Here is a 21836-nt window from a genome sequence, read left to right on the forward strand (position 1 = left end):
CGCACCGGATTCGCCCCTCCCCCGCAGGCCCCCCGGTGAGCCTCACCGGCCGGATGAGCCCCGCGGGCGGGATCCGCGCCCGGCGGTGCCGCGAACGACCGCGACGATGAAGGTTTCCTCTGGAGTGCGGGCCACCCTCGACAACGCGCGAGGCACTCTCACGGGGGCGCGCACGAAGGCGGGGGCGTGGTTCGTGCGCGGGCTTTCCTGGCTCCGAACACGATGGCCGGGAGCGAGCCGTTCGCGGGTCGCCGACGTGCTCCTCGCGCTGGGCGTGTGGGCGGTGTACGTCACCCTCGCCGTTCTGCAGGACAGGTTCTCCGTCCTGGCGTTCGTGTTCTTCACGATCTCGTCGGCGGCGCTGCTGTGGCGGCGCAGCAGGCCGGTCGTCGCCGTCGCCGTCGCCGTGGCCTGTGACTGCGTGATCGTCGTGTCGACGGGCTGGAAGGGGTACGGCCTGCAGGCGATGCTGGCCCTGTACGCGGCGGGCAGGTACGGCGAGGCCCGGCGCGCCTGGGTCGCGGCCGTCGCGGTGGGGCTGTTCTACCCGTCGGTGTCGACGGCCGTCCAGCTCGCCACCGGAGCCGAACGTCAGGACTCCGGTTCCGTAGGGATCTTCGTCCCGCTGCTGCTCGTCGGGCTGGGCAGGCTGGCGCGGCTGCGCGCGGAGGCCATCCGCAGGAGGCAGGCCGAACTCGCCGAGGAGATCGTACGGGCGGAGCGCCGTCACATCTCCCGCGAGCTGCACGACGTGGTCGCCCACAACATCAGCGCGATGCAGGTCCTCATGGGGGCGGCGCGCACGACCATGGCCCGCGATCCCGCCGGGGCCGAGGCCGCCCTGCTCAGCGCCGAGCGCGCCGGGCGGGAGGCGATGGCGGAGATGCGGCAGTTGCTGCACGTGCTGCGCGCCGACCGGGCGGACGACCCGGCCCCCGTCGAGAGCCCGTCCTTCACCGGCGAGGAAACCGGCCTCTCGGGGAGGGTTTCCTCGCTGGTCGGCCGGGCCCGCGAGGCGGATCAGCCCGCCTTTCTGGAGGTGACCGGCACCCCAGGGCGGCTGCCCGCGGCGGTCGACCACGCCGTCTACCGGATCGTCCAGGAGTCCCTGACCAACGCGCGCAAGCACGCGGGAAACGTCCCGGTGAGGGTGAGGGTCGAGTACGGGCCCACCGCGGTCGAGGTGGAGGTCGTCGACGACGGGCCCGGGGTGCCCCCTGCCGGAAAGAGACACGAAAACCACCCCGGCGAGGGTTTCGGGTTGGGCGGCATGGCCGAGCGTGTGGCACTCTGCGGTGGGCGGCTGGAGACGGGTCCCCTGCCGGGCGAGGGCTTTCGGGTCCACGCCCGGCTGCCCCTCCCGGTTCTGGGAACCGCCGGACGACCGGAGCCGGGCCACGAACCGGCCTCACGGGAGGAAGGGACATGATCAGAGTGCTGGTCGTCGACGACCACGCGCTGGTGCGCTCCGGCTTTCAGATGATCCTGGACGCCCAGGACGACCTCTCCGTGGTGGGTGAGGCCGGCGACGGCGAGGAGGCACTCGCCCTAGCCCGCGACCTGCTCCCCGACGTGGTGCTGATGGACCTGCACATGCCGGAGGCCGACGGCGTCACCGCCACCGGACGGATCACCGCCGAGCTGCCCGGCGTGCGCGTGCTCGCGCTGAGCACCTTCGACCTGGACGAGTACGTCGTCGAGGCTCTGCGCGCCGGAGCCTCGGGCTTCCTGCCCAAGGACATCTCCCCCGAGGAGCTCCTGGAGGGCGTGCGGGTGGTGCACCGCGGCGACTCGGTCGTCGCGCCACGGCTGCTGACCCGGCTGATCGGCACCTTCGTCAGGGCCGTACGGCCCCGGCCCGCGACGATGCCGCCCGAGCTCGCCGGGCTGACCGACCGCGAGCGGGAGGTGCTCGTCCTCATCGCGCGCGGGCGATCGAACCTGGAGATCGCCGAAACCCTCGACGTCGCGACCTCCACCGTGAAGAACCATGTGACCAGCCTGTTCGCCAAACTCGGCGTCCGCGACCGCGCCCAGGCCGTGGTCGCCGCCTACGAGGCGGGGTTCGTCACCCCGGGCACCACCGGCTGAGCCCTTCCGGCCGTTCTCCCTTCTGGGACCGTACTCCCAAAAGAGGAGAGCGGCCGGTGCCCGGCTCCCAGGCGGGAAACCGTTCCCCGTGCCGAGGAAAGGGGGCCGATCGCGGACGAGCCTGGAAAGCATGAACGCAGACCAACGATCCATCACACGCCGGGTCGCGGCGGCGCTCGTCGGCGTGGCAACCTGCGGGGCGCTTCTCGTCTCGCCGCTCACCACCCAGAGCGCCGCCGCCCGCGACCGCGACCACGACACATCCCAGACGATCACGCGGACCGGGACCGCGGAGACGGCAGGAGAGACGAAGGACACGGGCGGGTTCCGACATCCGTGTGCCGCCGCGAAGACCCGCTGCGACGGAGAGATGACGGTGCCCCTCGACTGGAGTGATCCCGCCTCAAAGCGGATCACGGTGGCGTTCGCCTGGCTGCCCAGGAAGGACGCCGGCCGTCCATCGGCCGGGACCATACTGGCCAATCCGGGCGGGCCGTCGCCGGCGCTCCCCGCGGTGCCGTTCCTGACCGAGGCACTGGGACCGGTGCTCGACCGGCACGACCTCCTGGTGGTGGAGCCGCGTGGGCTGGGGAAGTCCAGCCCGCTGCTCTGCCCGGGGCTCGACCTGGAGCGCCGGGAGACCGTGAGCGCCTGCGTCGCCCACCTGGGTCCTCGCGCCCGGTTCTTCACCGCCGACCAGGCCGTCACCGACATGAACGCCGTCCGCGAAGCCCTGGGGGTGCCGAAGGTGACGTTCTACGGCATCTCGTACGGCACCGTGTTCGCCCAGGCCTACGCCACCCGCCACCCGGACGGCCTCTCCGGGGTGCTGCTCGACAGCATCGTGCTCACGGGCGAGGACGGTTACGTGACCACGCCGATCCGCTCCCGCGCCGACCTGCTCGACGTGGCCTGTGACCCCTCACGCGCCTGCCGCCGCCTGCCGGGTGATCCCTCCGGCCTCCTCTCCAGGCTGGTACCGCACCTGCGCGCCCACCCCGATCCGCAGCTGCGGCTCTCGTCCCTCACGAACCTGACGCACAGCCTCTACCTGCCGATGGTCGGCCGCGAGGCGAGCGCGGCCGTCGCCGCCTACCTGAACGGCGACCGGCTCCCGCTGCGCCGCCTCACACGAATGATCGACGAGGCACCGCGCCAGCCGCTGCGCGCGCCGGAACTGGCGGGCCTGCTCTCCTACATGTGCGCCGACACCGCCTTCCCGTTCGAGCGCACCGCCCCGGCCGACGAGCGGCGACGCCAACTGGATCGCTACTACAAGCGGGAACGCCCGTTCCGGCCGTTCGCCGTCACCGACCTGGCCGCACCGCCTCCGGCGAGTCCGATCCTCGGCATGCAGGACGTCTGCACCGACTGGCCGGCCCCTCGCGTCAGCCCGCCCGTGCCGCCGGGCGCGAAACACCCTCGGGTGCCGGTCCTCGCCCTGGGAGGGGACTTCGACTCCACCACCCCGGCGGAGGCCGCCGCGGTGACCCGGCGCTTCCCCGACTCCACCTTCTCCCGGGTACGCTTCGCCGGCCACAACCTCACCACCGGCGCCCTGGTGAACGAGTGCGTCCGCGACGCGATGCGCGCCTTCCTCACCGATCCGGACGCCTTCGACGACAAACCCCGCTGTGACGACGCGAACTACCGCGCCGTCGGCTCCTTCCCCGAGACCGTGGCGCGGGTGCCCCAGGCGCGCGGCACCGACCTGCCCGCGCGGGACCGCCGGGTCCTCGCCGCCGCCTTCGCCACCGTCGCCGACGCCACCGCCAGGCGCAACCCGCTCAGGACCCCGCCCTGGGCGCCGGCCACACAGGCGGGCCTGCGCGGCGGCGCGCTGACGTTCGACGACAAGGCCGCCACCGTCGATCTGCGAGACGTCCGCTTCGTCGGCGACCTCACCGTGAACGGCGAGGTCCGCCTGAGCGGCGGCGACGCCACGGCCCGGCTCACCGTCACCGGTGGCGGCGGATCCCGCGCGCTGGAACTGTCATGGAAGCCCTTCCGCGCCGAGGACGACACCGCCGTCTCCGGCACCTTCGCGGGGCACGGCTTCACCGCGACGATCCCCTCGCACTGACCCCCTTTTCTGGCCCAGGACCCTCATGAGACCGGGACGTCTTTCCCCGGAATCGCCGTAGCCGGTGCTCGCGCGGCCGGGACACCCATCGGCGAGACCTCCGTAACCGGTAACCATGCGACGGGAGGCAAGGGAGAAAAGGCCACGAGAGGCCCATACCCACCCCTTGCCTCCCGTCCGGCCGCCTCAGACGGCCGGCTCACACATCGGGGTCGTCGTGGCCGCAGCGACCACCGCCGCAGCACGAGCGGCCCGTGGTCTCCCTGCCGTCGGGACCAGTGACGGCCTCGAACACGAACTCGGGTCCCCTGTCCTCACGAGTGGTGTCATCGTTCACGATGTTCCTCCGTTCGCCGACGCCTGCCGGGGCAGGGCGGGATGACGGCCCGATGCCGGGCCGGCTTCTCCGCGATCCGGCACACCGGATGGCCGGACGCGGAGGATCGATGGCGACCGCCCATGGGAGGTCGCGCCCCGGATGCCGGGGCGGGGGCCGGTATTGGCGGAACGGGGTCCGCACGCGCCTCTCGTCCAGCCCTGCCGGTCACGACCGGCACCGCCTTCCACCTCGCGGTGACGCCCCGTCGCGATCTCGCGAGAGTCGGCAAGGATCCTCCCGCCGGGCGACGCGTGCGGAGTCAGGATCGCGGCCACACCAGACCGGCCACTACCAGCTGGGTGAGCGTTTCCGCGGCTCGGGCGCGGTCGCCGCCCACCGCGGCGATCACCTGGACGGCGTCGCGGGTGCCGTCGCAGCGGGCGAGCAGCGTGGCGGTGCCGTCTCCGATCCGGTAGGCCCGCAGGAGGGGCGCCCGCCATCGGCGCTGCAACAGCACCCGCGTCGTCGCGGCGGGCAGCTCACCGATCGGCGGCCCGGCGGTGACGTCATGGGTGTACGTCCCGATCCGGACGGCGGCCGACAGCCGCAGCGCCCCGGTCACGGTCCGGCCTCCGGGTTCCGCCATGGTGGCGGCCTCGCGGGCGGCCAGCGCCGCGTCACGGTCGTGGACCAGCGTGGCGCGCGCCAGCTCGTAACGGGCGTAGGCGGCCAGCCGCGGTGTCGCGTGGACCGCGAGCCAGGCCGTGAGCCGTTCGGACTCCCAGATACCGAACGGCCGCTCCGCCGGCTGCGGGCGGCGTACGACACCTCGGGCGAACTCCTCCCACAGGGCGCGGTGACCGCCGGTGAGCTCGGCGACCGTCTCGGGCAGGCAGGTGGCGATCGCCGACCGCAGCTTGCCCAGCACGCCGGCGCGCGTCACCCGGTAACCGCCAACCGCGGCACCGGCCAGCATGGCCAGCTCGGCCTCGCTCAGCCCGTACCGGAGCCGCAGCCTCTCGGGGTCCTCGCGCAGCAGCGCGGACTCACCCTCGCGGGTCAGCATCGCCGCGAGCGCGTCCTGCACGCCCATCAGGCGCCCCCCGCCGGTTGTGCCGCCCCGCCGACGGTCCGTCGGCCGGACGGTTCGTCGGCGATCCGCCCGGCCGACGGGTCGCCGACGGGGCGGGAGCGCAGGACGGTTCGCGCGCGGTCGATCTCGGCGAGCAGGTCACCGAAGTCGTCGGGGAAGTTCTGGTCGCGTTCGACCAGGGTGGCGTTGAGGTGCGTACGGGACACCAGCTCCGCCAGCAGCCCCCACACCCGGGCCGGGATCGCGGCACCGTGGCTGTCGAGGGACAGCCGCTCCCCGTCCTCGTCGACGTCCCCGTCGACGCCTCCGGCCAGATGCACCTGGACGACCCGTTCGACCGGGATGGCGTCGAGGAACTCCAGCGGGTCGAAGCCGTGGTTGCGCGCGTTGATGTCGAGGTTGGCCAGATCCAGCAGCAGGCCGCACTCGCAGTGCTCCATCACCTCGGTGATGAACTGCGCCTCGGTCAGCGGGGTCGCCATGTCCACGTAGTAGGTGATGTTCTCCAGCAGGAACGGCCGACCCACCGCCTCCTGCACCCGCCCCGCCCTGCGTCCCAGCCGCCGGGCGACCTCCCTCGTCCTCGGCAGCGGCACCAGCAGCCCCACGTCGACGCTGCCGGTGCGGGTGAAGGACAGGTGGTCGCTGAACCACGGCGCGCCGGCGTCGGCCACCAGCGCGGCCAGCGCCTCCACGTACGCCGCGTCCGGCTCCCGCTCCGAGCCGATGGACAGCTCCAGCCCGTGCGGCACGACCGGGAACCGGTCGGTCAGCCCTCTCAGCCGCTCACGCTCGTCGGCCGGGGCGAACAGAAAGCGCTCGGTGATCACTTCCAGCCAGTCGATCCGATCGGCATGCGCCTCGATCTCCTCGGCCAGCTCCACGCGATGTCCCAGCCCTGATCCCAGTGCGGGCAACCCTGTCAGCATGTGCTTCTCCCATCACTTCGCAGTGATGTTCACCGGCACTTCGCAACCGCTGTACCCGCAGCGTGCCCGACGGGGTCCCGAGCCACGCCGGGCCGCCTCGTCAAACTTCCGCAAAGCGCGCCGGCCGGTCCCCGCAACGGGGTCAGAGGCCGGAGAGCCCCATCTCCCGCGCGATCAGCATCCGCTGGACCTCGCTGGTGCCCTCGCCGATCTCCAGGATCTTGGCGTCGCGGTAGAAACGACCGACCGGGTACTCGTTCATGAACCCGTAGCCGCCGAAGATCTGGGTGGCGTCGCGGGCGTTGTCCATGGCGGCGTCGCCGGCGACGAGCTTGGCGATCGCGGCCTCCTTCTTGAACGGCTCGCCCGCGAGCATCTTCTCGGCCGCGTGGTGGTAGGCGAGGCGGGCGGTGTGGGTGCGGACCTCCATGTCGGCGATCTTGAACTGGATCGCCTGGTAGTGGCCGATGGGGTGACCGAACGCCTCGCGTTCGCGGACGTAGCGCAGCGACTCGTCCACGCAGCCCTGGGCCAGGCCGGTGGACAGGGCGGCGATCGCGACGCGGCCCTCGTCGAGCGTCTGCAGGAACTGCGCGTAGCCGCGTCCGCGCTCGCCGAGCAGGTTGCCCGCGGGGACCCGGCAGTTTTCGAAGGAGAGCTCACGGGTGTCGGAGCAGTTCCAGCCCACCTTGGAGTACTTCTTCGAGACGGTGAGGCCCGGCGTGCCGGACGGCACCAGGATCGTGGAGATCTCCTTCTTCCCTCCGGCCCGCTCGCCGGTGATCGCGGCCACGCCGATCACGCCGGTGATGTCGGTGCCGGAGTTGGTGATGAACGCCTTCGTACCGTTGATCACCCACTCGTCGCCGTCGAGCACCGCGGTGGTCCGCATGCCGCCGGGCACGTCGGAGCCGCCGCCGGGCTCGGTGAGGCCGAAGGCGCCGAGCATCTCGCCCGAGGCCAGCCGGGGCAGCCACCGGGCGCGCTGCTCGGGCGTGCCGAACCGGTAGATCGGCATCGCGCCCAGCGACACCGCGGCCTCAACGGTGATCGACACGCTGGAGTCCACCCTGGCCAGCTCCTCCAGGGCCAGGCAGAGCGCGAAGTAGTCGCCGCCCATGCCGCCGTACTCCTCGGGGATCGGCAGCCCGAACAGGCCCATCGCGCCCATCTGCCGCACGATGTCGTAGGGGAACTGCTCACGCTCGTAGAGGTCCCCGATCACCGGGGCCACCACGTCGCGGGCGAACGCCTCGACGGTCTTGCGAAGCTCCTCGTACTCCTCGGTCAGCTTGGGCATGATCACTCCTCGGCGTTCTCTGCGGTGGTGCGGGACGGGTGCTCGCCCAGGGCCTGGACGACCCGCGACGGGCTGGGGCGGCCGAGCCTCGCGGCGAGCCAGGTGCTGGTCTCCACCAGCGCGGCGAGGTCAAGCCCGGTCTCGACACCGAGACCGTGCAGCATCCAGACCAGGTCCTCGGTGGCGAGGTTGCCGGTGGCGCTCTCGGCGTACGGGCAGCCGCCGATGCCTCCGGTGGAGGCGTCGACGACGGTCACGCCCTCGCGCAGGGCGGTGAGGGTGTTGGCGAGGGCCTGGCCGTAGGTGTCGTGGAAGTGCACCGCGAGCCGGTCCGGGCCGCCGAACGCCTCGATCAGCGCGGCCACGTGGCCGGGGGTGCCGACACCGATGGTGTCGCCGAGCGACAGCTCGAAGCAGCCCAGGTCGAGGAGCCTGCGCCCGACGGAGACGACCTGGGCGACGGGCGTCGGCCCCTCCCACGGGTCGCCGAAGCACATCGAGACGTACGCCCTCACCTTCAGGCCGTGCTCCAGCGCCCGCGCGACGACCGGCTCGAACATCGCGAACTGCGACTCCAGCGTCCGGTTGAGGTTCCTGCCCGCGAACGTCTCGGTGGCGCTGGCGAAGATCGCGATCTCCTCGACGCCGTGTTCGAGCGCGCGGTCGAGGCCGCGCTCGTTGGGGACGAGCACCGGGTAGCGCACGCCGGGAACCCGTTCCATGCCCGCCAGCAGCTCCGAGGCGTCGGCGAGCTGGGGCACCCACTTGGGATGGACGAAGCTGGTGGCCTCGATCACGCGGTGCCCGGCGGCGGCGAGCCGGGCGATGAACTCGGCCTTGACCTCGACGGGAATCACCGCGGTCTCGTTCTGCAGCCCGTCGCGCGGCCCGACCTCGTAGATCGTGACCCGTTCCGGCAGCCCCGCGGCCTCGACCCTCTGTGGCTCGCGCATCATTCCCCCCTCACCGGTTCGTGCCTCGAGGTCCCCGTGGCCGGAATCCCGACCTCGGCGACCCATCCGGCCGTGACTCCGCCGTCGTCGTGGGTCACGGCCCATCCGGTCGTCCGCGTCGCGACCTTCCCGCGTTCCCGTACGGCCTCCGCGACCTGAGCGGAGACCGTCACGACTCCTCCTCGCGGACCACGGCGAGCACGGCGTCCATCGCGACCGCCTGGCCCGCGCGGACCCGCAGCTCGGCGACGACCCCGCCGATCGGCGCGGTCACGGTGTGCTCCATCTTCATCGCCTCCACGATGAGCAGCGGCTGCCCCTCGGCGACCCGCTCCCCCTCGCCCGCCTTCACCACCAGGACGGTGCCCGGCATCGGGCTGCGGACCAGCCCGTCACCCGCGCCTCCCGCGCCGGCCCGGTCGCCGGGGTCTCCCAGGTGGTGGCGGGTGAGCGCCCAGGCGTCGCCGTCGCGGCCGAGCCAGACGACGTCGCCGTCCCTGGCGACGGCGTAGCGTCTCGCGGTCTCGCCGAGAGTGACGAGCAGGTCGCCGTCCTCGCCGCCGCTCTCCTCGGTGAGCCGTGCCCGCACGGCCTCCGCGCCGGGCAGGCGGACCTCGGCCCCCGAGGCGGGCAGGCCGCGGACCCTGATCTCGCAGACCCCGTCGCGGCTCTCCAGCCGATGGACGGTCCAGGCCGCCTCGCCCAGCCGCCAGCCGTCGGGGACGTCCCACGGGTCGGCGGGCGTGCCCGCGGGCGCGTGCTCGCGGTGCAGCACCAGGGCGGCGGCGGCGAGGACGTCGGCGGGGACGTCCTCGCGGGAGACGAGCTCGTCGAGGTGGCGCTCCACCAGACCGGTGTCGAGGTCTCCGGCGAGGACGGCGGGGTGACCGACCAGGGCCCTCAGGAAGGCGATGTTGGTGGGCACCCCGAGTACGGCCGTCGCCGCGAGCGCGCCATCGAGCCGCCGCAGGGCGGCCGTCCTGTCCTTGCCCCAGGCGATGACCTTCGACAGCATCGGGTCGTAGTCGCTGCCGACCAGGCCCCCGGCCATCAGTCCCGAGTCGACCCGCACCCCCGGTGGCTCGCGCAGCGCGAGGACCCGGCCGCCGGTCGGCAGGAAGCCCCGGGAGGGGTCCTCGGCGTAGACGCGGGCCTCGACGGCGTGGCCGACGAGGCGTACCTCGTCCTGGGTGAGCGGGAGGGGCTCACCGGCGGCGACCCTGAGCTGGAGTTCGACGAGGTCCAGGCCGGTGACCAGCTCGGTGACGGGGTGCTCGACCTGCAGGCGGGTGTTCATCTCCATGAAGTAGTAGTCGCCGGTCGAGCCCTGGACGATGAACTCGACCGTCCCCGCGCCGGTGTAGCCGACGGACCTGGCGGCCTCGACCGCCGCCGCGCCCATCGCGGCCCTGGTCTCGGCGTCGAGGAGCGGCGACGGCGCCTCCTCGACGATCTTCTGGTGGCGACGCTGAAGGCTGCACTCACGTTCGCCCAGGTGGATGACGCCGCCGTAGGCGTCGGCCATCACCTGGATCTCGATGTGCCGGGGGTTCTCCACGAACCGCTCGATCAGCAGGGTCGCGTCGCCGAACGCGGCGGCGGCCGTGCGGCGGGCGGACGCCAGCGCCTCCGGCAGCTCCGCCGCGGAGCGCACGAGCACCATGCCCTTGCCTCCGCCGCCCGCCGACGGCTTGATCAGCGCGGGGAAGCCGACCCGCCCGGCCGCCTCGGCCAGGTCGTCGCCGGGCTCGGCGCCGCCGGGCACGACCGGCACCCCGGCCGCCGAGACGGTGGCCTTGGCGCGGATCTTGTCGCCCATCGCCTCCACGGCCTCCGGCGGCGGGCCGACGAAGACGAGCCCGGCCTCCGCGCAGCGCCGGGCGAAGTCCGCGTTCTCGGCGAGGAAGCCGTATCCGGGATGCACCGCCTGGGCGCCGGTCGCGGCGGCGGCGGCGAGGATGCCGTCGGTGTCGAGGTAACCGCCGGCGAGCCGCACCGCGATGTCGGCCTCGCGGACGTGCCGCGCCCCGGTGTCGGCGTCGCTGTGGACGGCGACCGAGCGGATGCCCAGCCTCCGGAGAGTGCGGGTGATCCGCAGAGCGATCTCGCCGCGGTTGGCGACGAGGACGGTGTCGAACATCCGGCCCCCGCGCGGCGGCGACGCGTGTGCCGAGGAGGTCTGGTGAGTCGAGTGGGCTGAGTGGGTCATGGGGCGGTCACATCCGGAAGACGCCGTAGCCGACGGGTTCGAGGGGGGCGTTGGCCGAGGCCGACAGGGCCAGGCCCAGGACGGTACGGGTGTCGAGGGGATCGATGACCCCGTCGTCCCAGAGGCGGGCGGTGGAGTAGTAGGGGTTGCCCTGCTCCTCGTACTGCGCGCGGATGGCGTCGGGGTCGGCGTCGCCCACGGTGGACAGGACGTTGGCGGCCTGCTCGCCGCCCATCACCGAGATGCGCGCCCCCGGCCACATCCACAGGAACCGGGGCGAGTAGGCGCGCCCGGCCATCGCGTAGTTGCCGGCCCCGAACGAGCCGCCGACGACCACGGTGAACTTGGGCACCCGGGCGCAGGCGACGGCGGTGACCATCTTCGCGCCGTGCTTGGCGATGCCCCCCGCCTCGTACGCCCTGCCGACCATGAAGCCGCTGATGTTCTGCAGGAACACCAGCGGGGTGTTGCGCCGGTCGCACAGCTCGATGAAGTGGGCGCCCTTGAGCGCCGACTCGCCGAACAGGATGCCGTTGTTGGCGACGATCCCGACGGGGTGGCCGTGGATGCGGGCGAACCCGGTGACGAGCGTGGCGCCGTACTCGGCCTTGAACTCGCCGAACCTGCTGCCGTCCACGATCCTGGCGATGATCTCGCGGACGTCGTACGGGGTGCGGGTGTCGGCGGGGACGATGCCGTACAGGTCGCGGGGGTCGTGCGCGGGCTCCTCGGAGGGCACGCGCTCCCAGGGGGAGGGCGTGCGCGGCGCGAGGGTGGAGACGATGTCGCGGACGATCCGCAGCGCGTGGCGGTCGTCGTCGGCGAGGTGGTCGGTGACGCCGCTGACGCGGGCGTGCAGGTCGCCGCCGCCCAGCTCCTCCGCGGTGACCTCCTCGCCGGTGGCGGCCTTCACCAGCGGCGGGCCGCCGAGGAAGATCGTGCCCTGGTTGCGGACGATCACCGCCTCGTCGCTCATCGCCGGGACGTACGCGCCGCCCGCGGTGCAGGAGCCGAGGACCGCGGCGATCTGCGGGATGCCGCGCGCGGACATGGTCGCCTGGTTGTAGAAGATCCGGCCGAAGTGCTCGCGGTCGGGGAAGACCTCGTCCTGTTCGGGGAGGAACGCGCCTCCCGAGTCGACGAGATAGACGCACGGCAGGTTGTTGTGGAGGGCGACCTCCTGGGCCCGCAGATGCTTCTTGACGGTGATCGGATAGTAGGTGCCGCCCTTGACGGTGGCGTCGTTGGCGACGACCACGCACTCGCGCCCCGAGACACGGCCCACCCCGGTGATGATCCCGGCGGCGGGGGCCACGTCGTCGTACATCCCTCCCGCGGCCAGCTGGGAGAGCTCCAGGAAGCGTGAACCGGGGTCGAGCAGCGAGTCGACGCGGTCGCGGGGCAACAGCTTGCCCCGGGAGACGTGCCGGGCGCGCGACTTCTCGGGGCCGCCCAGCCCCGCCACGGCCAGGCGCTCCCTGAGGTCGGCGACCAGACGCTCGTTCACCTCGGCGTTGCGTTTGAAGCCCTCACCGCCCGGATCACAGGCGCTCCGCAGCACCGGCCAGCCACTCATACGAGCCTCCCCGTCCGCTCCGCCCGGATCATCCGATCCGCCCTGGCGCTGCCATCGCCGGGGCACCGATGCCCGACTTCACCGCAGATGTTAGTCATTATTAACGTTACCGTCTACCATGCGAGAGGTGACGACTGCTCAGTCCCCTGCACGCACCCGTGGCTCCCGGCGCGCGGAGATCCTGGACGCCGCGGCGGAGCTGTTCGCCGCCCGCGGCTTCCACGGCGTCTCGATCGAGGAGATCGGCGGCGCGGTCGGCACCTCGGGCCCGGCCCTGTACCGCCACTTCAGCGGCAAGGACGCCCTGCTCGCGGAGATGCTGCTGGATGTCAGCGAGCGCCTGCACACCTCGGGCGCGCGCCGCGTGACCGAGGCCGCAGATGCGGAGCAGGCACTGGACGCCCTGCTCAGCTGCCAGATCGAGTTCGCGCTCAGCCACCCCGCACTGATCACCGTGCACGACAGGGAGCTCGGCAACGTGCCCGAGCCCGCGCGCCGCCGGATCCGTCGGCTGCAGCGGCTGTACGTCGAGGAGTGGGTCACCGTGCTGAGCGAGCTCTACCCCGCGCGTTCCCAGGCCGGGCTGCGCGCCGCGACCCACGCCGTCTTCGGACTGCTCAACTCCACCCCGCACAGCGCGGGCGAGCTGCCGCCCGCGGCGATGGCGGAGCTGCTGCGCGGTATGGCACGTGCGGCGCTGGCCGCCTCCCAAGGTTAAGGGTCGCTAACCTCTGGCGGACAGCTCCGCCCAGGTGGACGGACTCCACGCCTGCGAGGGGGTCACCACGACCGTGCACGGCGCCTCGCTCAGCATCACCCGGCAGACCGGGCCGATGGCGGGATCCAGCGGATCGTGGTGCTCCCGGTCGGGGACGACCAGCAGGTCAGAACGGTCGGCCGCGTGACGGAGCGCCTCGACGTGAGGGCGTGTCTCGATCATCGTCTCCACCACGACCGTGGGATACCTCTCCTCCCACACCGAGACGCTGGTGTTGAAGTGGACGGCCGCCGACCTGAGATCGCCGGTGTCCTCGGAGCAGAGGCAGATGATGAGCAGCGTCGCCCTGCGCAGCCTCGCCTCCTCGAAGGCGATGGCCAGCTCCTGCGAGTCGACGGCGGCGTCCTCCACCGCGATCGCCACGCGGCCGACGCGCTGGTGGCCCGGCCTCCTGACAACGGCCACCGGGCAGCGGGCGTGCGCGGCGACCTCGACGGTCGAGCCGATCCGCAGTTCCTCGGGGTCGCCCGCGCCACGCGGGCCGATCGCGATCAGCTCCGCGTCGTTCGACAGGCCCACCAGGGCGGCGGCCGGGGTCCCCTCCACCAGTCGCCCGTGTATGGACGCCCTGGGTGCCATCTCACGCGCGGTCATCAGCCCGTTCTCCAGGACGCGCCCGCCCATCCGCCGTACGACCTCGGTGGTCTCGGGGGCGAGGGAGAGCCTGGGGTAGGGCCACTGCCAGGCGTGGCAGACGAGCAGCGGGAGAAATCTCAGGCGGGCGTCCTCGACGGCCCATCGCAGGGCCAGGCGGCTCTCCGCCGAACCGTCGTATCCGACGACCACCGGTCGCCCTTCGTCCCGTACCGGCATGGCGGCTCCTCTCCTGCGTCACTCCTTTCCATCCTTCTCCGAGTCCGCCCGCCGAGAAGGGCACCCTTCCACAAGACTCTTCCTGTTTTGCGGCGCGCATCGGCAAAGACGCCTTCTCCCGCCCGGGGGCGGGAGGGCGATTGAAGACCGGCCGGGGCCGGGAGGGGTTTCGCGCGGGCCGCACGGCCGCGCGAATCTGCCGGAGTGGCACGGCGGCCGGTCGCCGGCACGGTCATCCGTAACGTCGCCGTGTCTTGTCCGCGTCTCACCCGCGTCTCCCTCGCGCGGGACGGTCACGGGCATGGGACCGTCACCGGCGCGAGCCGATCACAGATGCGGGCACGGGACGGTCACGAGCACCGGCGTGAGCCGGTTACAGACACGAGCCGGTCACGGCCACGACGCCGGTCGGCGCACAGAACGTTCCCGCCCATGCGGCGACGGCCGACGTGACCGCGAGCGGCGTGCCCGGCGCGGCGAAGATCACCGGCGTCGATACGACCTGGACCGGCGGGACGGTCACGGGCGGCGCGACGCCGACCGGCGGGGTGGTGCCGGGCGGGGTCGTGTCGACCGGTGGAGTCGTGCCAGGCGGAGTGGTGCCAGGCGGAGTGGAACCGGGCGGAGTGGTGCCAGGCGGGGTCGTGTCGACCGGTGGAGTCGTGCCAGGCGGAGTGGAACCGGGCGGGACGACGCCGGGCGGGGTCGTGCCGGGCGTGAGCGACGCGTCGGGCGGCGGCGGAGTCCCGGGCACCGCGGCCTCGGGCACCGGAGCGGTTCCCGGTACGGGCGGGGGCGGCGTCGCGACCGAGGGCGCCGGCGCGGACACCGGTGCGGACAGCGGCGCCGACGGGTTTCCGTACGCCGGTGCGCTCCCAACGGCCGGCATCCCGGAAACCGGCGTGTCACCGGAAAGCGCCGTGACGGACCTCGCCGTATCCGGAGACGGTTCGGCGGCGTGGGCGGCGGCCGGCAGCATGACGACCGCCCCCACCGCCCCGGTGAGAATCAATTTTCCAAGCATGCGCGTCTCCACTCATGTGACTGATGCGATGGACGTGAACTCCGAAGATGCTGGCAGCCGCAGTATCCGCCGATGGCAAAGAGACCCTCCGCGAGAAGTCCGCAGGAGGAACGGCTTGTGGCAACAGGGGCGCGAGATACCCATGGATCGGAACACAAGGCCGGAAACGAATGCGCTCACCCTGTTCGGGGCTTCCGCCCTTCTGACCCGACTCATCCTGCCCGGCAGGCCCGGTGTCGGATTCCCGTGTCAGAGCCCTGCGCCGGCAGTGTCCCGCCGGGGTTCCGGCGTCAAGGCCTCACCCTGGGGACCGGCGTGAAGTATCCGGCTCCGACGTTCCCGTTCATTCGTCGAACGGGCTGTAAAATCACGTCTGACAAGGTGTCATGAATGCTGGTTAAATGTGATCGGTCCGCCATCTCGTCGCCATCAAAGATGTCAAGGTTGGGGACGGCGTCCGTCGATGGGGGACATAATCGGGCTGTGGCGCGCGACACTGTTGAGACCCATTTCACCGACGCCGTGAGTGCCCTTTCCCCCGGCACACCGCGCGACCCCGGCCTGCCCGTGCGGGAGGACACCACCCTGACCGGGGCCAGGTGCCGCGAGCTGTTTCAGTTCCAGCTCGGCAGCAGGCTGCTGGACGTCACCGCCCGCTGGCTGCGCGAGCAGGGCGAGGGGTTCTACACGATCGGCTCGGCCGGGCACGAGGGCAACGCCGCGGTCGCCGCCGCGTCGCGCGTCACCGATCCGGCCCTCCTGCACTACCGGTCGGGCGCCTTCTACCTGACCAGGTCGGCGATGGCGGGACGGCTGCCCGAGGAAGGGCTGCGCGACGTGCTGCTCGGCCTGACCGCCTCGGTCGAGGAGCCGATCGCGGGCGGGCGGCACAAGGTCTTCGGCCACCCGGACCTCGCGGTGATCCCCCAGACCTCCACGATCGCCAGCCACCTGCCCCGCGCGGTGGGTGTGGCCTTCGCCATCGAGCGCGCCCGCCAGCTCGGCGTACCGGAGCCGTGGCCGAGCGACGCGATCGTGATCTGCAGTTTCGGCGACGCCTCGACGAACCACGCCAGCGCCCTGTCGGGCCTCAACACGGCCGCCTACGGCTCGTACCAGAAGCTGCCACTGCCGATCCTCTTCGTCTGTGAGGACAACGGCCTGGGCATCAGCGTGCGCACCCCCGACGGCTGGGTCAAGGCCGCCCGCCACCCGTTGATGAGGTATTTCGAGGCCGACGGCTGTGACCTGGCCGATATCCACGACATGGCGCTCGCCGCCACCGACCACGTCCGCACGCACCGCGCGCCCGCCCTGCTGCGCGTGAGCACCGTCCGGCTGATGGGCCACGCGGGCTCGGACGTGGAGCTGTCGTATCGGACCAAGCGGGAGATCGACGCCGACCTGGCGCGCGACCCGCTGGTGGCGACCGCCAGGCTGCTCGTCGAGGCCGGTCTGACCACTCCCGACGAGCTGCTGCTCCGGTACGAGACGACGCGCGAGCACCTGTTCAAGATGGCGATGGAGAGCTCTCGGCGCCCTCGGCTGATCTCCGCCTTCGACATCGTGGAGCCGCTCGCCCCGCGCACCCCCGCGGCCGTCGCCGCGGCCTGCACCGAAGTGGCGGCCACCGACGTCAGGTCGAGGGCCTTCGCCGGCAGGCTCCCCGAGCGGGAGGGCCCGCTGACCTTCTCCCAGGCCGTCAACCGCACCCTCGCCGACTCCCTGGCCGCCCACCCCGACGTGCTCGTCTTCGGCGAGGACGTGGCACGCAAGGGCGGCGTCTACGGCGTCACGCGCGGCCTGCAGAAGCGCTTCGGCCCCGGCCGGGTGTTCGACACCCTCCTCGACGAGCAGTCCGTGCTCGGCCTCGCGCTCGGCTCGGGGGTCTCCGGCCTGCTGCCGGTGCCCGAGATCCAGTATCTGGCCTACCTGCACAACGCCCTGGACCAGATCCGGGGCGAGGCCGCGACGCTCCAGTTCTTCTCCCAGGGGGCCTTTCGCAACCCGATGGTGGTGCGCGTCGCCTCCTACGCCTACCAGAAGGGCTTCGGCGGCCACTTCCACAACGACAACTCCATCGCCGCCCTGCGCGACATACCCGGCCTGGTCGTGGCCTCCCCCGCCCGGCCCGACGACGCCGCCTCGATGCTGCGCACCTGCCTCGCCGCCGCCCGCGTCGACGGCAGCGTCTGCGTCTTCCTTGAGCCCATCGCCCTGTACAACACCCGCGACATGTTCGAGGAGGGTGACAACGGCTGGCTCGCCCCGTACGCCCCCCCGGCGCGATGGGCGGAGACGCACATCCCGATCGGACGCGCCCGCAGCTACGGCGACGGCCGCGACCTGACCATCGTGACCTTCGGCAACGGGCTGCGGATGAGCCTGCGCGCCGCGGTGAGGCTCACCGCGGAGGGGCACAGCTGCCGGGTCCTGGACCTGCGCTGGCTCTCCCCCCTCCCGGTCGAGGACCTGATGCGAGCCGCGGAGCTGACCGGCCGGGTGCTGATCGCCGACGAGACCCGCCGCACCGGGGGCGTCTCGGAGAGCATCGTCGCCGAGCTGCTCGACGCGGGTTTCACCGGCAGGATCGCCCGGGTGACCTCCTCGGACAGCTTCATCCCACTGGGCGAGGCGGCGAGGCACGTGCTGCTGTCGGAGGCCGAGATCGAGGCGGCCGCCCGCAAGCTGCTCGGCTGACCGCCCTCGCTTTTCGAAATCGTCGACAACCTTGAGGTGAAGATGGACGCCCGGATGGAGTCCTTCGAAAGCCGGATGAAGTCCATGGAAGGCCGGATGGACGCCTTCGAGGTCCGAATGGACTCCATGGACGGCAAGCTGGACCTGATTCTGACCAAGCTCGGCTGAGCCTCGCCGATGGGCCTCGGGCCGGTGGCCCGGGGCTCACGACGGGTTCACAGCCAGTCTCGGCGTTTGAATACCAGATAAAGGGTGAGGCAGACGCCCGCCATGAGCATGACCGCGAAGGGATAGCCCCACGCCCAGTGGATCTCGGGCATCACGTCGAAGTTCATGCCGTAGATGGTGCCGACGAGAGTGGGGGCGAACAGGATCGCGGCCCACGCGGAGATCCGCTTGACCTCCTCGTTCTGGGCGTTGCTCGCCTCGGTGAGGTTGGTCATGTGCTCGTTCTGGGCCTGGGCCACCATGGTCGAGTTGACCACGAGGATGTCGTGGAGCATCTGGCGGAAGCCGCTCACCCGCTCGGCGACGGTGATCGCGTGGTCGGCCACGTCCCGCAAGTATCTCTGCAGTTCCTGGTCCACCCCGTACTTGTCCGCGCCCGCGATGAAACCCTCGATCATGCCCAGGAGCGGCTGGGTGGCCCGCTGGAACTCGATCACCTCGCGCGACAGCTCGTAGATGCGGCGGGAGACCCCGGGTTCGTTGCCGAAGACCTGGACCTCGATCTCGTCGATGTCGTTCTGCAGGCCGGCGACCACGGGGGCGTAGCCGTCCACGACCGCGTCAAGGATGGCGTAGAGCACCGCCTGCGGCCCCTGGCCGAGCAGTTCGGGGTCGTGCTGCATGCGGCGGCGGACCTGGGACAGGTCGGGAGCCTCACTGTGCCGTACGGTGATCACGAAGTTCTTGCCGACGAAGACGTGCAACTCGCCGAAATCGACCTCCTCGGCCTCGTCGAGGTAGCGGGCCGGGCGCAGCACCACGAACAGGGTGTCGCCGTAGCGGTCGGCCTTGGGCCGTTGGTGGGCGACGATGGCGTCCTCGACCGCCAGCTCGTGCAGGTCGAACTCCTCGGCGACGTTGAGGATGACGCCGTCCTCCGGCCGGTAGAAGCCGATCCAGGCCATGCTGTCCGGGGTGTTCTTCAGGCGGTCGAACGCCTCGGGCAGCGACTCGGGGGTCGCCGCCCGATGACCGTTGACGTAGATCGCGTTGTCGATGACGCGCGAACGGGGCGGGGCCGGCCGCTCCTCGCCGGCGGACCTGGGGTCCATCGATCGCTCGGGAGACTCCCGACCGGTGCCGGAACGCCCGCGCATCAGGCTCCGCAGGCCTCGCATTCGCCGGTCGGTCACACGTCTCTCCTCATCGGGCGCTCATGAACTCCTGCAGCGACCGCATCGCGGTGGCACGGATCTTCGCCCTCAGCATCGGGGTCCAGCCGAGGACGATTCCGACCGGCCGGCCCATCGCCATCTTGGACCAGCGCCTGAGGTCGAAGTCGTCGTGGTGGCGGACGATCAGTCCGTCCTCGAAGCGGAAGAGGGCGTCGACCTCGTTGACGACCCTCCTGCCCCTCTCGCCGAAGGTGTAACGACCGGTCCAGTGCGCCGTGCCCTCGTACGGGCGCACGGTGATGTCGCGTACGGTCACGGCGAGGTCGGGGCTGCGGCTCAGCAGCATCCGCCACATGCCCATGACCTTGTCGCGTCCTTCGAGGTCCTGGAAGACGGGATCACCGAAGGTGACGTCAGGGTGGTAGCAGAGCTCCATCGCGTCGGCGTCGCGGCGCGCGAATGCCTCGTAGAACGTCTTGATGAGCTCGGCGTTCCGATCGTTCACGAGTTTCTCCCGACCATCAATGTCCTGCCGACCGAAGTGTAGTGCGCGGAGGAGCCAAGGAGATTGTCCGCGTTTTGCCAGTACAGCGCATGGATCCGGTCGTCGCCAGGCCTGCCGGGCGCGTGGAGCCGAGGGGCGTACGGGTGGGGGACGTTCGAGAGGTCTCCGCCGAGCGGGATCTCTCCGGTCCGGCCCGGTCCTCGCCGGCGGGCGGAACCGCCCGCGGCCGCGAATTCCGGCATCATATTCGGCACGGTTCCGACTTTATCCCCAGCACACCGGCAGTCGTGGGACGCTTTACTCTCACGCCGCGAAGGAGAAACGAGCGTTGTCCGACCTCTGGGTGACCCTGACCACGTCCCGTTCCGGGCCGCCCCTGTGGGTTGTGCTGCTGTCCGCTCTGGCCGCGCTGGGCGTGGTGTCGTGGTCCACCTCGTGGCAGCTGTCGCGAGGGCTGATCACCATCGCCCACGAGGGCGGGCACGCGCTGGTGGCGCTGCTCACCCGGCGCAAACTGGAGGGCATCCGGCTGCACTCCGACACTTCGGGTGTCACCCTGACCAGGGGAAAGCCCCGAGGGTTCGGCATGATCCTGACCGCCGCCGCCGGATACGTCACCCCGTCCCTGCTGGGACTGGGCGGGGCGTGGCTCACCTCCTCCGGCTATGTGGCGGTGCTGATCACGATAGTGATCGGGTTGCTGTTCTGCATGCTGCTGCTGATCCGCAACCTGTTCGGCGTGGTGAGCCTGCTCGCCACCGGAGGCGCGATCTTCGCCTTCACCTGGTACGCGGCGCCCGACATGGACGCGGTCCTGGCCTATCTGGCCGTGTGGTTCCTGCTGCTGGGCGGCATCCGGCCGATCGTGGAGCTCCAGCGCAAGCGGCGTCGCCACCAGGCGCCCGACTCCGACGCCGACCAGCTCGCCAGGCTCACCTTCCTGCCCGGCGGATTCTGGGTCTTTCTGTTCCTCGTGGTGGCGGGCGCGTGCCTGGTGGCCGGAGCGTACCTGCTGCTGCCCTCGGCGCTCGGGCTCATCTGAGAGATCCCGCTGGATACTCCCGCCCGCCGTCCCCGCGCGGGAAGCATGGCGATCACGATTCGCCGACGAAGCATTAGACGGGCTATACCACCGCATTTCATGCTGATTTCCTGACGGTCCTCGCCTGCCGCCTCATGTCGCGGAACCACGCCTCTTGATTGACATTTAACGACTTTTTTGAGTTTATTAGCGGGAATATCATTTCTCCTGCGAGAGGCGTTCCATGCCCCACCCCGCTTACCTCGTCGGAGCGGTCGGAACGGGCATCCTGCTGGTCTCACTGGGCGCGACACTCGTCCTCGCCCTGCGGATCAGACGGCTCCACGCCGAGCGGGAGCGGGCACTCAGCAGAGCGTACGAGAGATTCGCCCGCGACATGCACGACATCGTGGGGCACTGGCTCTGGCTGGCATCCATCAAGGGAGAGCTGGCCCACAGGAAGGCGAACGGCGACGCGCGCCTGCGCGAGGAGCTGGAAGAGGTGTTGCAGGCGGTGCGGCAGGCCGCGCACGCCGTACGGAACGTGTCGGAGGCCGCCCGCCGTCTGTCGTTCTCCGGGGAGGTCACGCGGGCCAGGACCCTGATGGAGGGCTTCGGGGCCTACTGCTCGGTCCGGGTCGACGTGGACGAGCTTCCCGAGGTGGTGAGCACCGCGCTGGGCGCCGTGGTCCGCGAGGGCGTGACGAACATGCTGCGGCACAGCCGGGTGAAGCGGTGCGCGATCGAGCTGGTCGAGTACGACGGCCGGCTGCGCCTCACCGTCGTCAACGACGGGGCTCCCCGGCAGGAGACCCCCTCCGAGGGCGCCTTCGGGACCGCCTCCACCGGCAACGGCGTGGACAACCTGGGTCACCGCGTGGGCGAGCTGGGCGGCATGGTTCGGGCGGTCGGCGGCACGGACGGATGGTTCACGCTGATGGCCGAGATTCCCACTAATTTTCCCGAATCATATTCACGTTTGCCGCAAAAGCGCAGGTAGCGCACATCGTCATGGTTGACACTGTGAGTTTCGCATATACGACTGGTTTAGTTTGTAACTAGTGGTTTCTCGGGTTATCCGTAATTCTCTCTTCTGGAA

Annotated in this window: 19 protein-coding genes; 7 read left to right on the forward strand and 12 right to left on the reverse strand. The window is 71.3% G+C overall.

All coding sequences use genetic code 11. The features are described 5' to 3' along the window. The first annotated feature begins 106 nt into the window (after positions 1–106). The 3 genes from ACFY3V_RS12520 (at position 107) to ACFY3V_RS12530 (ending at position 4174) form a co-directional block, all read left to right on the forward strand. The gene (locus ACFY3V_RS12520) at positions 107–1429 is read left to right on the forward strand and encodes a sensor histidine kinase (protein WP_389772713.1); all 1323 of its coding nucleotides are present in this window, start codon (positions 107–109) and stop codon (positions 1427–1429) included. Then, on the forward strand, positions 1426–2091 hold the full coding sequence (locus ACFY3V_RS12525) for a response regulator transcription factor (RefSeq protein ID WP_362900701.1): 666 nt from the start codon (positions 1426–1428) through the stop codon (positions 2089–2091). The genes ACFY3V_RS12520 and ACFY3V_RS12525 overlap by 4 nt, the downstream gene beginning before the upstream one ends. A gap of 130 nt (positions 2092–2221) precedes the next feature. Continuing rightward, positions 2222–4174, forward strand: coding sequence for an alpha/beta fold hydrolase (locus ACFY3V_RS12530; RefSeq protein ID WP_389772717.1), 1953 nt, complete (start codon positions 2222–2224; stop codon positions 4172–4174). A gap of 199 nt (positions 4175–4373) precedes the next feature. On the opposite strand, the gene ACFY3V_RS12535 is transcribed toward ACFY3V_RS12530, so the two are convergent. From ACFY3V_RS12535 to ACFY3V_RS12570, 8 genes are all read right to left on the reverse strand, one after another. Beyond that, complete coding sequence (locus tag ACFY3V_RS12535) at positions 4374–4511, reverse strand: hypothetical protein (protein WP_362900697.1); 138 nt, start codon at positions 4509–4511, stop codon at positions 4374–4376. Positions 4512–4812: 301 nt separating this feature from the next. Beyond that, a complete protein-coding gene (locus tag ACFY3V_RS12540; RefSeq protein WP_389772720.1) occupies positions 4813–5586 on the reverse strand; it encodes a hypothetical protein in 774 nt (257 codons plus the stop codon). After that, positions 5586–6515, reverse strand: coding sequence for a DUF692 domain-containing protein (locus tag ACFY3V_RS12545; RefSeq protein ID WP_389772723.1), 930 nt, complete (start codon positions 6513–6515; stop codon positions 5586–5588). Before ACFY3V_RS12545 ends, ACFY3V_RS12540 begins: the two co-directional genes overlap by 1 nt. Positions 6516–6657: 142 nt before the next feature. Continuing rightward, on the reverse strand, positions 6658–7815 hold the full coding sequence (locus ACFY3V_RS12550) for an acyl-CoA dehydrogenase family protein (protein WP_389772726.1): 1158 nt from the start codon (positions 7813–7815) through the stop codon (positions 6658–6660). A gap of 2 nt (positions 7816–7817) precedes the next feature. Next, positions 7818–8771 (reverse strand): hydroxymethylglutaryl-CoA lyase, encoded by a 954-nt coding sequence (locus ACFY3V_RS12555; RefSeq protein WP_362900689.1) that lies wholly within the window; start codon positions 8769–8771, stop codon positions 7818–7820. Then, positions 8768–8941 (reverse strand): hypothetical protein, encoded by a 174-nt coding sequence (locus ACFY3V_RS12560; RefSeq protein ID WP_362900687.1) that lies wholly within the window; start codon positions 8939–8941, stop codon positions 8768–8770. Before ACFY3V_RS12560 ends, ACFY3V_RS12555 begins: the two co-directional genes overlap by 4 nt. Further along, complete coding sequence (locus ACFY3V_RS12565) at positions 8938–10908, reverse strand: acetyl/propionyl/methylcrotonyl-CoA carboxylase subunit alpha (protein WP_389772731.1); 1971 nt, start codon at positions 10906–10908, stop codon at positions 8938–8940. Before ACFY3V_RS12565 ends, ACFY3V_RS12560 begins: the two co-directional genes overlap by 4 nt. Before the next feature lie 76 nt (positions 10909–10984). After that, on the reverse strand, positions 10985–12553 hold the full coding sequence (locus tag ACFY3V_RS12570) for a carboxyl transferase domain-containing protein (protein WP_350944066.1): 1569 nt from the start codon (positions 12551–12553) through the stop codon (positions 10985–10987). Between the two features lie 118 nt (positions 12554–12671). Here ACFY3V_RS12570 and ACFY3V_RS12575 point away from each other — a divergent pair, with 118 nt between their 5' ends. After that, a complete protein-coding gene (locus tag ACFY3V_RS12575) occupies positions 12672–13271 on the forward strand; it encodes a TetR/AcrR family transcriptional regulator (protein WP_362900682.1) in 600 nt (199 codons plus the stop codon). 6 nt (positions 13272–13277) lie between these two features. Here the strand turns inward: ACFY3V_RS12575 and ACFY3V_RS12580 are convergent, their stop codons facing one another. Next, positions 13278–14144 carry a universal stress protein gene (locus tag ACFY3V_RS12580; RefSeq protein ID WP_362900680.1) on the reverse strand — a complete coding sequence of 289 codons (867 nt, stop codon included), beginning with the start codon at positions 14142–14144 and terminating at the stop codon, positions 13278–13280. Positions 14145–14517: 373 nt separating this feature from the next. Then, positions 14518–15168 carry a hypothetical protein gene (locus tag ACFY3V_RS12585; RefSeq protein ID WP_389772736.1) on the reverse strand — a complete coding sequence of 217 codons (651 nt, stop codon included), beginning with the start codon at positions 15166–15168 and terminating at the stop codon, positions 14518–14520. 483 nt (positions 15169–15651) lie between these two features. On the opposite strand from ACFY3V_RS12585, the gene ACFY3V_RS12590 reads away from it, so the two are divergent. Continuing rightward, on the forward strand, positions 15652–17868 hold the full coding sequence (locus ACFY3V_RS12590) for a thiamine pyrophosphate-dependent enzyme (RefSeq protein ID WP_389772739.1): 2217 nt from the start codon (positions 15652–15654) through the stop codon (positions 17866–17868). 215 nt (positions 17869–18083) lie between these two features. Here the strand turns inward: ACFY3V_RS12590 and ACFY3V_RS12595 are convergent, their stop codons facing one another. Together ACFY3V_RS12595 and ACFY3V_RS12600 are read right to left on the reverse strand one after the other, a co-directional pair. Beyond that, positions 18084–19229: a magnesium and cobalt transport protein CorA gene (locus ACFY3V_RS12595; RefSeq protein ID WP_362900674.1), complete on the reverse strand. Its 1146-nt coding sequence runs from the start codon at positions 19227–19229 to the stop codon at positions 18084–18086. Between the two features lie 10 nt (positions 19230–19239). Further along, positions 19240–19716, reverse strand: coding sequence for a nuclear transport factor 2 family protein (locus ACFY3V_RS12600; protein ID WP_350944079.1), 477 nt, complete (start codon positions 19714–19716; stop codon positions 19240–19242). Between the two features lie 328 nt (positions 19717–20044). On the opposite strand from ACFY3V_RS12600, the gene ACFY3V_RS12605 reads away from it, so the two are divergent. Both ACFY3V_RS12605 and ACFY3V_RS12610 read left to right on the forward strand, forming a co-directional pair. Continuing rightward, positions 20045–20758: a M50 family metallopeptidase gene (locus ACFY3V_RS12605; RefSeq protein ID WP_350944080.1), complete on the forward strand. Its 714-nt coding sequence runs from the start codon at positions 20045–20047 to the stop codon at positions 20756–20758. Positions 20759–20981: 223 nt separating this feature from the next. Then, positions 20982–21737, forward strand: coding sequence for a histidine kinase (locus ACFY3V_RS12610; RefSeq protein ID WP_362900670.1), 756 nt, complete (start codon positions 20982–20984; stop codon positions 21735–21737). Positions 21738–21836 lie beyond the last annotated feature (99 nt).

Origin of the sequence: Streptosporangium sp. NPDC000095 (assembly GCF_042899335.1) — a bacterium.
GTDB lineage: Bacteria > Actinomycetota > Actinomycetes > Streptosporangiales > Streptosporangiaceae > Streptosporangium.

Coding starts and splice junctions, on each gene's coding strand:
- ACFY3V_RS12520 (WP_389772713.1), top strand. CDS start 107: ATGAAGGTTTCCTCTGGAGTGCGGGCCACCCTCGACAACGCGCGAGGC.
- ACFY3V_RS12555 (WP_362900689.1), bottom strand. CDS start 8,771: ATGATGCGCGAGCCACAGAGGGTCGAGGCCGCGGGGCTGCCGGAACGG.
- ACFY3V_RS12565 (WP_389772731.1), bottom strand. CDS start 10,908: ATGTTCGACACCGTCCTCGTCGCCAACCGCGGCGAGATCGCTCTGCGG.
- ACFY3V_RS12570 (WP_350944066.1), bottom strand. CDS start 12,553: ATGAGTGGCTGGCCGGTGCTGCGGAGCGCCTGTGATCCGGGCGGTGAG.
- ACFY3V_RS12545 (WP_389772723.1), bottom strand. CDS start 6,515: ATGCTGACAGGGTTGCCCGCACTGGGATCAGGGCTGGGACATCGCGTG.
- ACFY3V_RS12550 (WP_389772726.1), bottom strand. CDS start 7,815: ATGCCCAAGCTGACCGAGGAGTACGAGGAGCTTCGCAAGACCGTCGAG.
- ACFY3V_RS12575 (WP_362900682.1), top strand. CDS start 12,672: ATGCGAGAGGTGACGACTGCTCAGTCCCCTGCACGCACCCGTGGCTCC.
- ACFY3V_RS12525 (WP_362900701.1), top strand. CDS start 1,426: ATGATCAGAGTGCTGGTCGTCGACGACCACGCGCTGGTGCGCTCCGGC.
- ACFY3V_RS12610 (WP_362900670.1), top strand. CDS start 20,982: ATGCCCCACCCCGCTTACCTCGTCGGAGCGGTCGGAACGGGCATCCTG.
- ACFY3V_RS12585 (WP_389772736.1), bottom strand. CDS start 15,168: ATGCTTGGAAAATTGATTCTCACCGGGGCGGTGGGGGCGGTCGTCATG.
- ACFY3V_RS12540 (WP_389772720.1), bottom strand. CDS start 5,586: ATGGGCGTGCAGGACGCGCTCGCGGCGATGCTGACCCGCGAGGGTGAG.
- ACFY3V_RS12530 (WP_389772717.1), top strand. CDS start 2,222: ATGAACGCAGACCAACGATCCATCACACGCCGGGTCGCGGCGGCGCTC.
- ACFY3V_RS12580 (WP_362900680.1), bottom strand. CDS start 14,144: ATGCCGGTACGGGACGAAGGGCGACCGGTGGTCGTCGGATACGACGGT.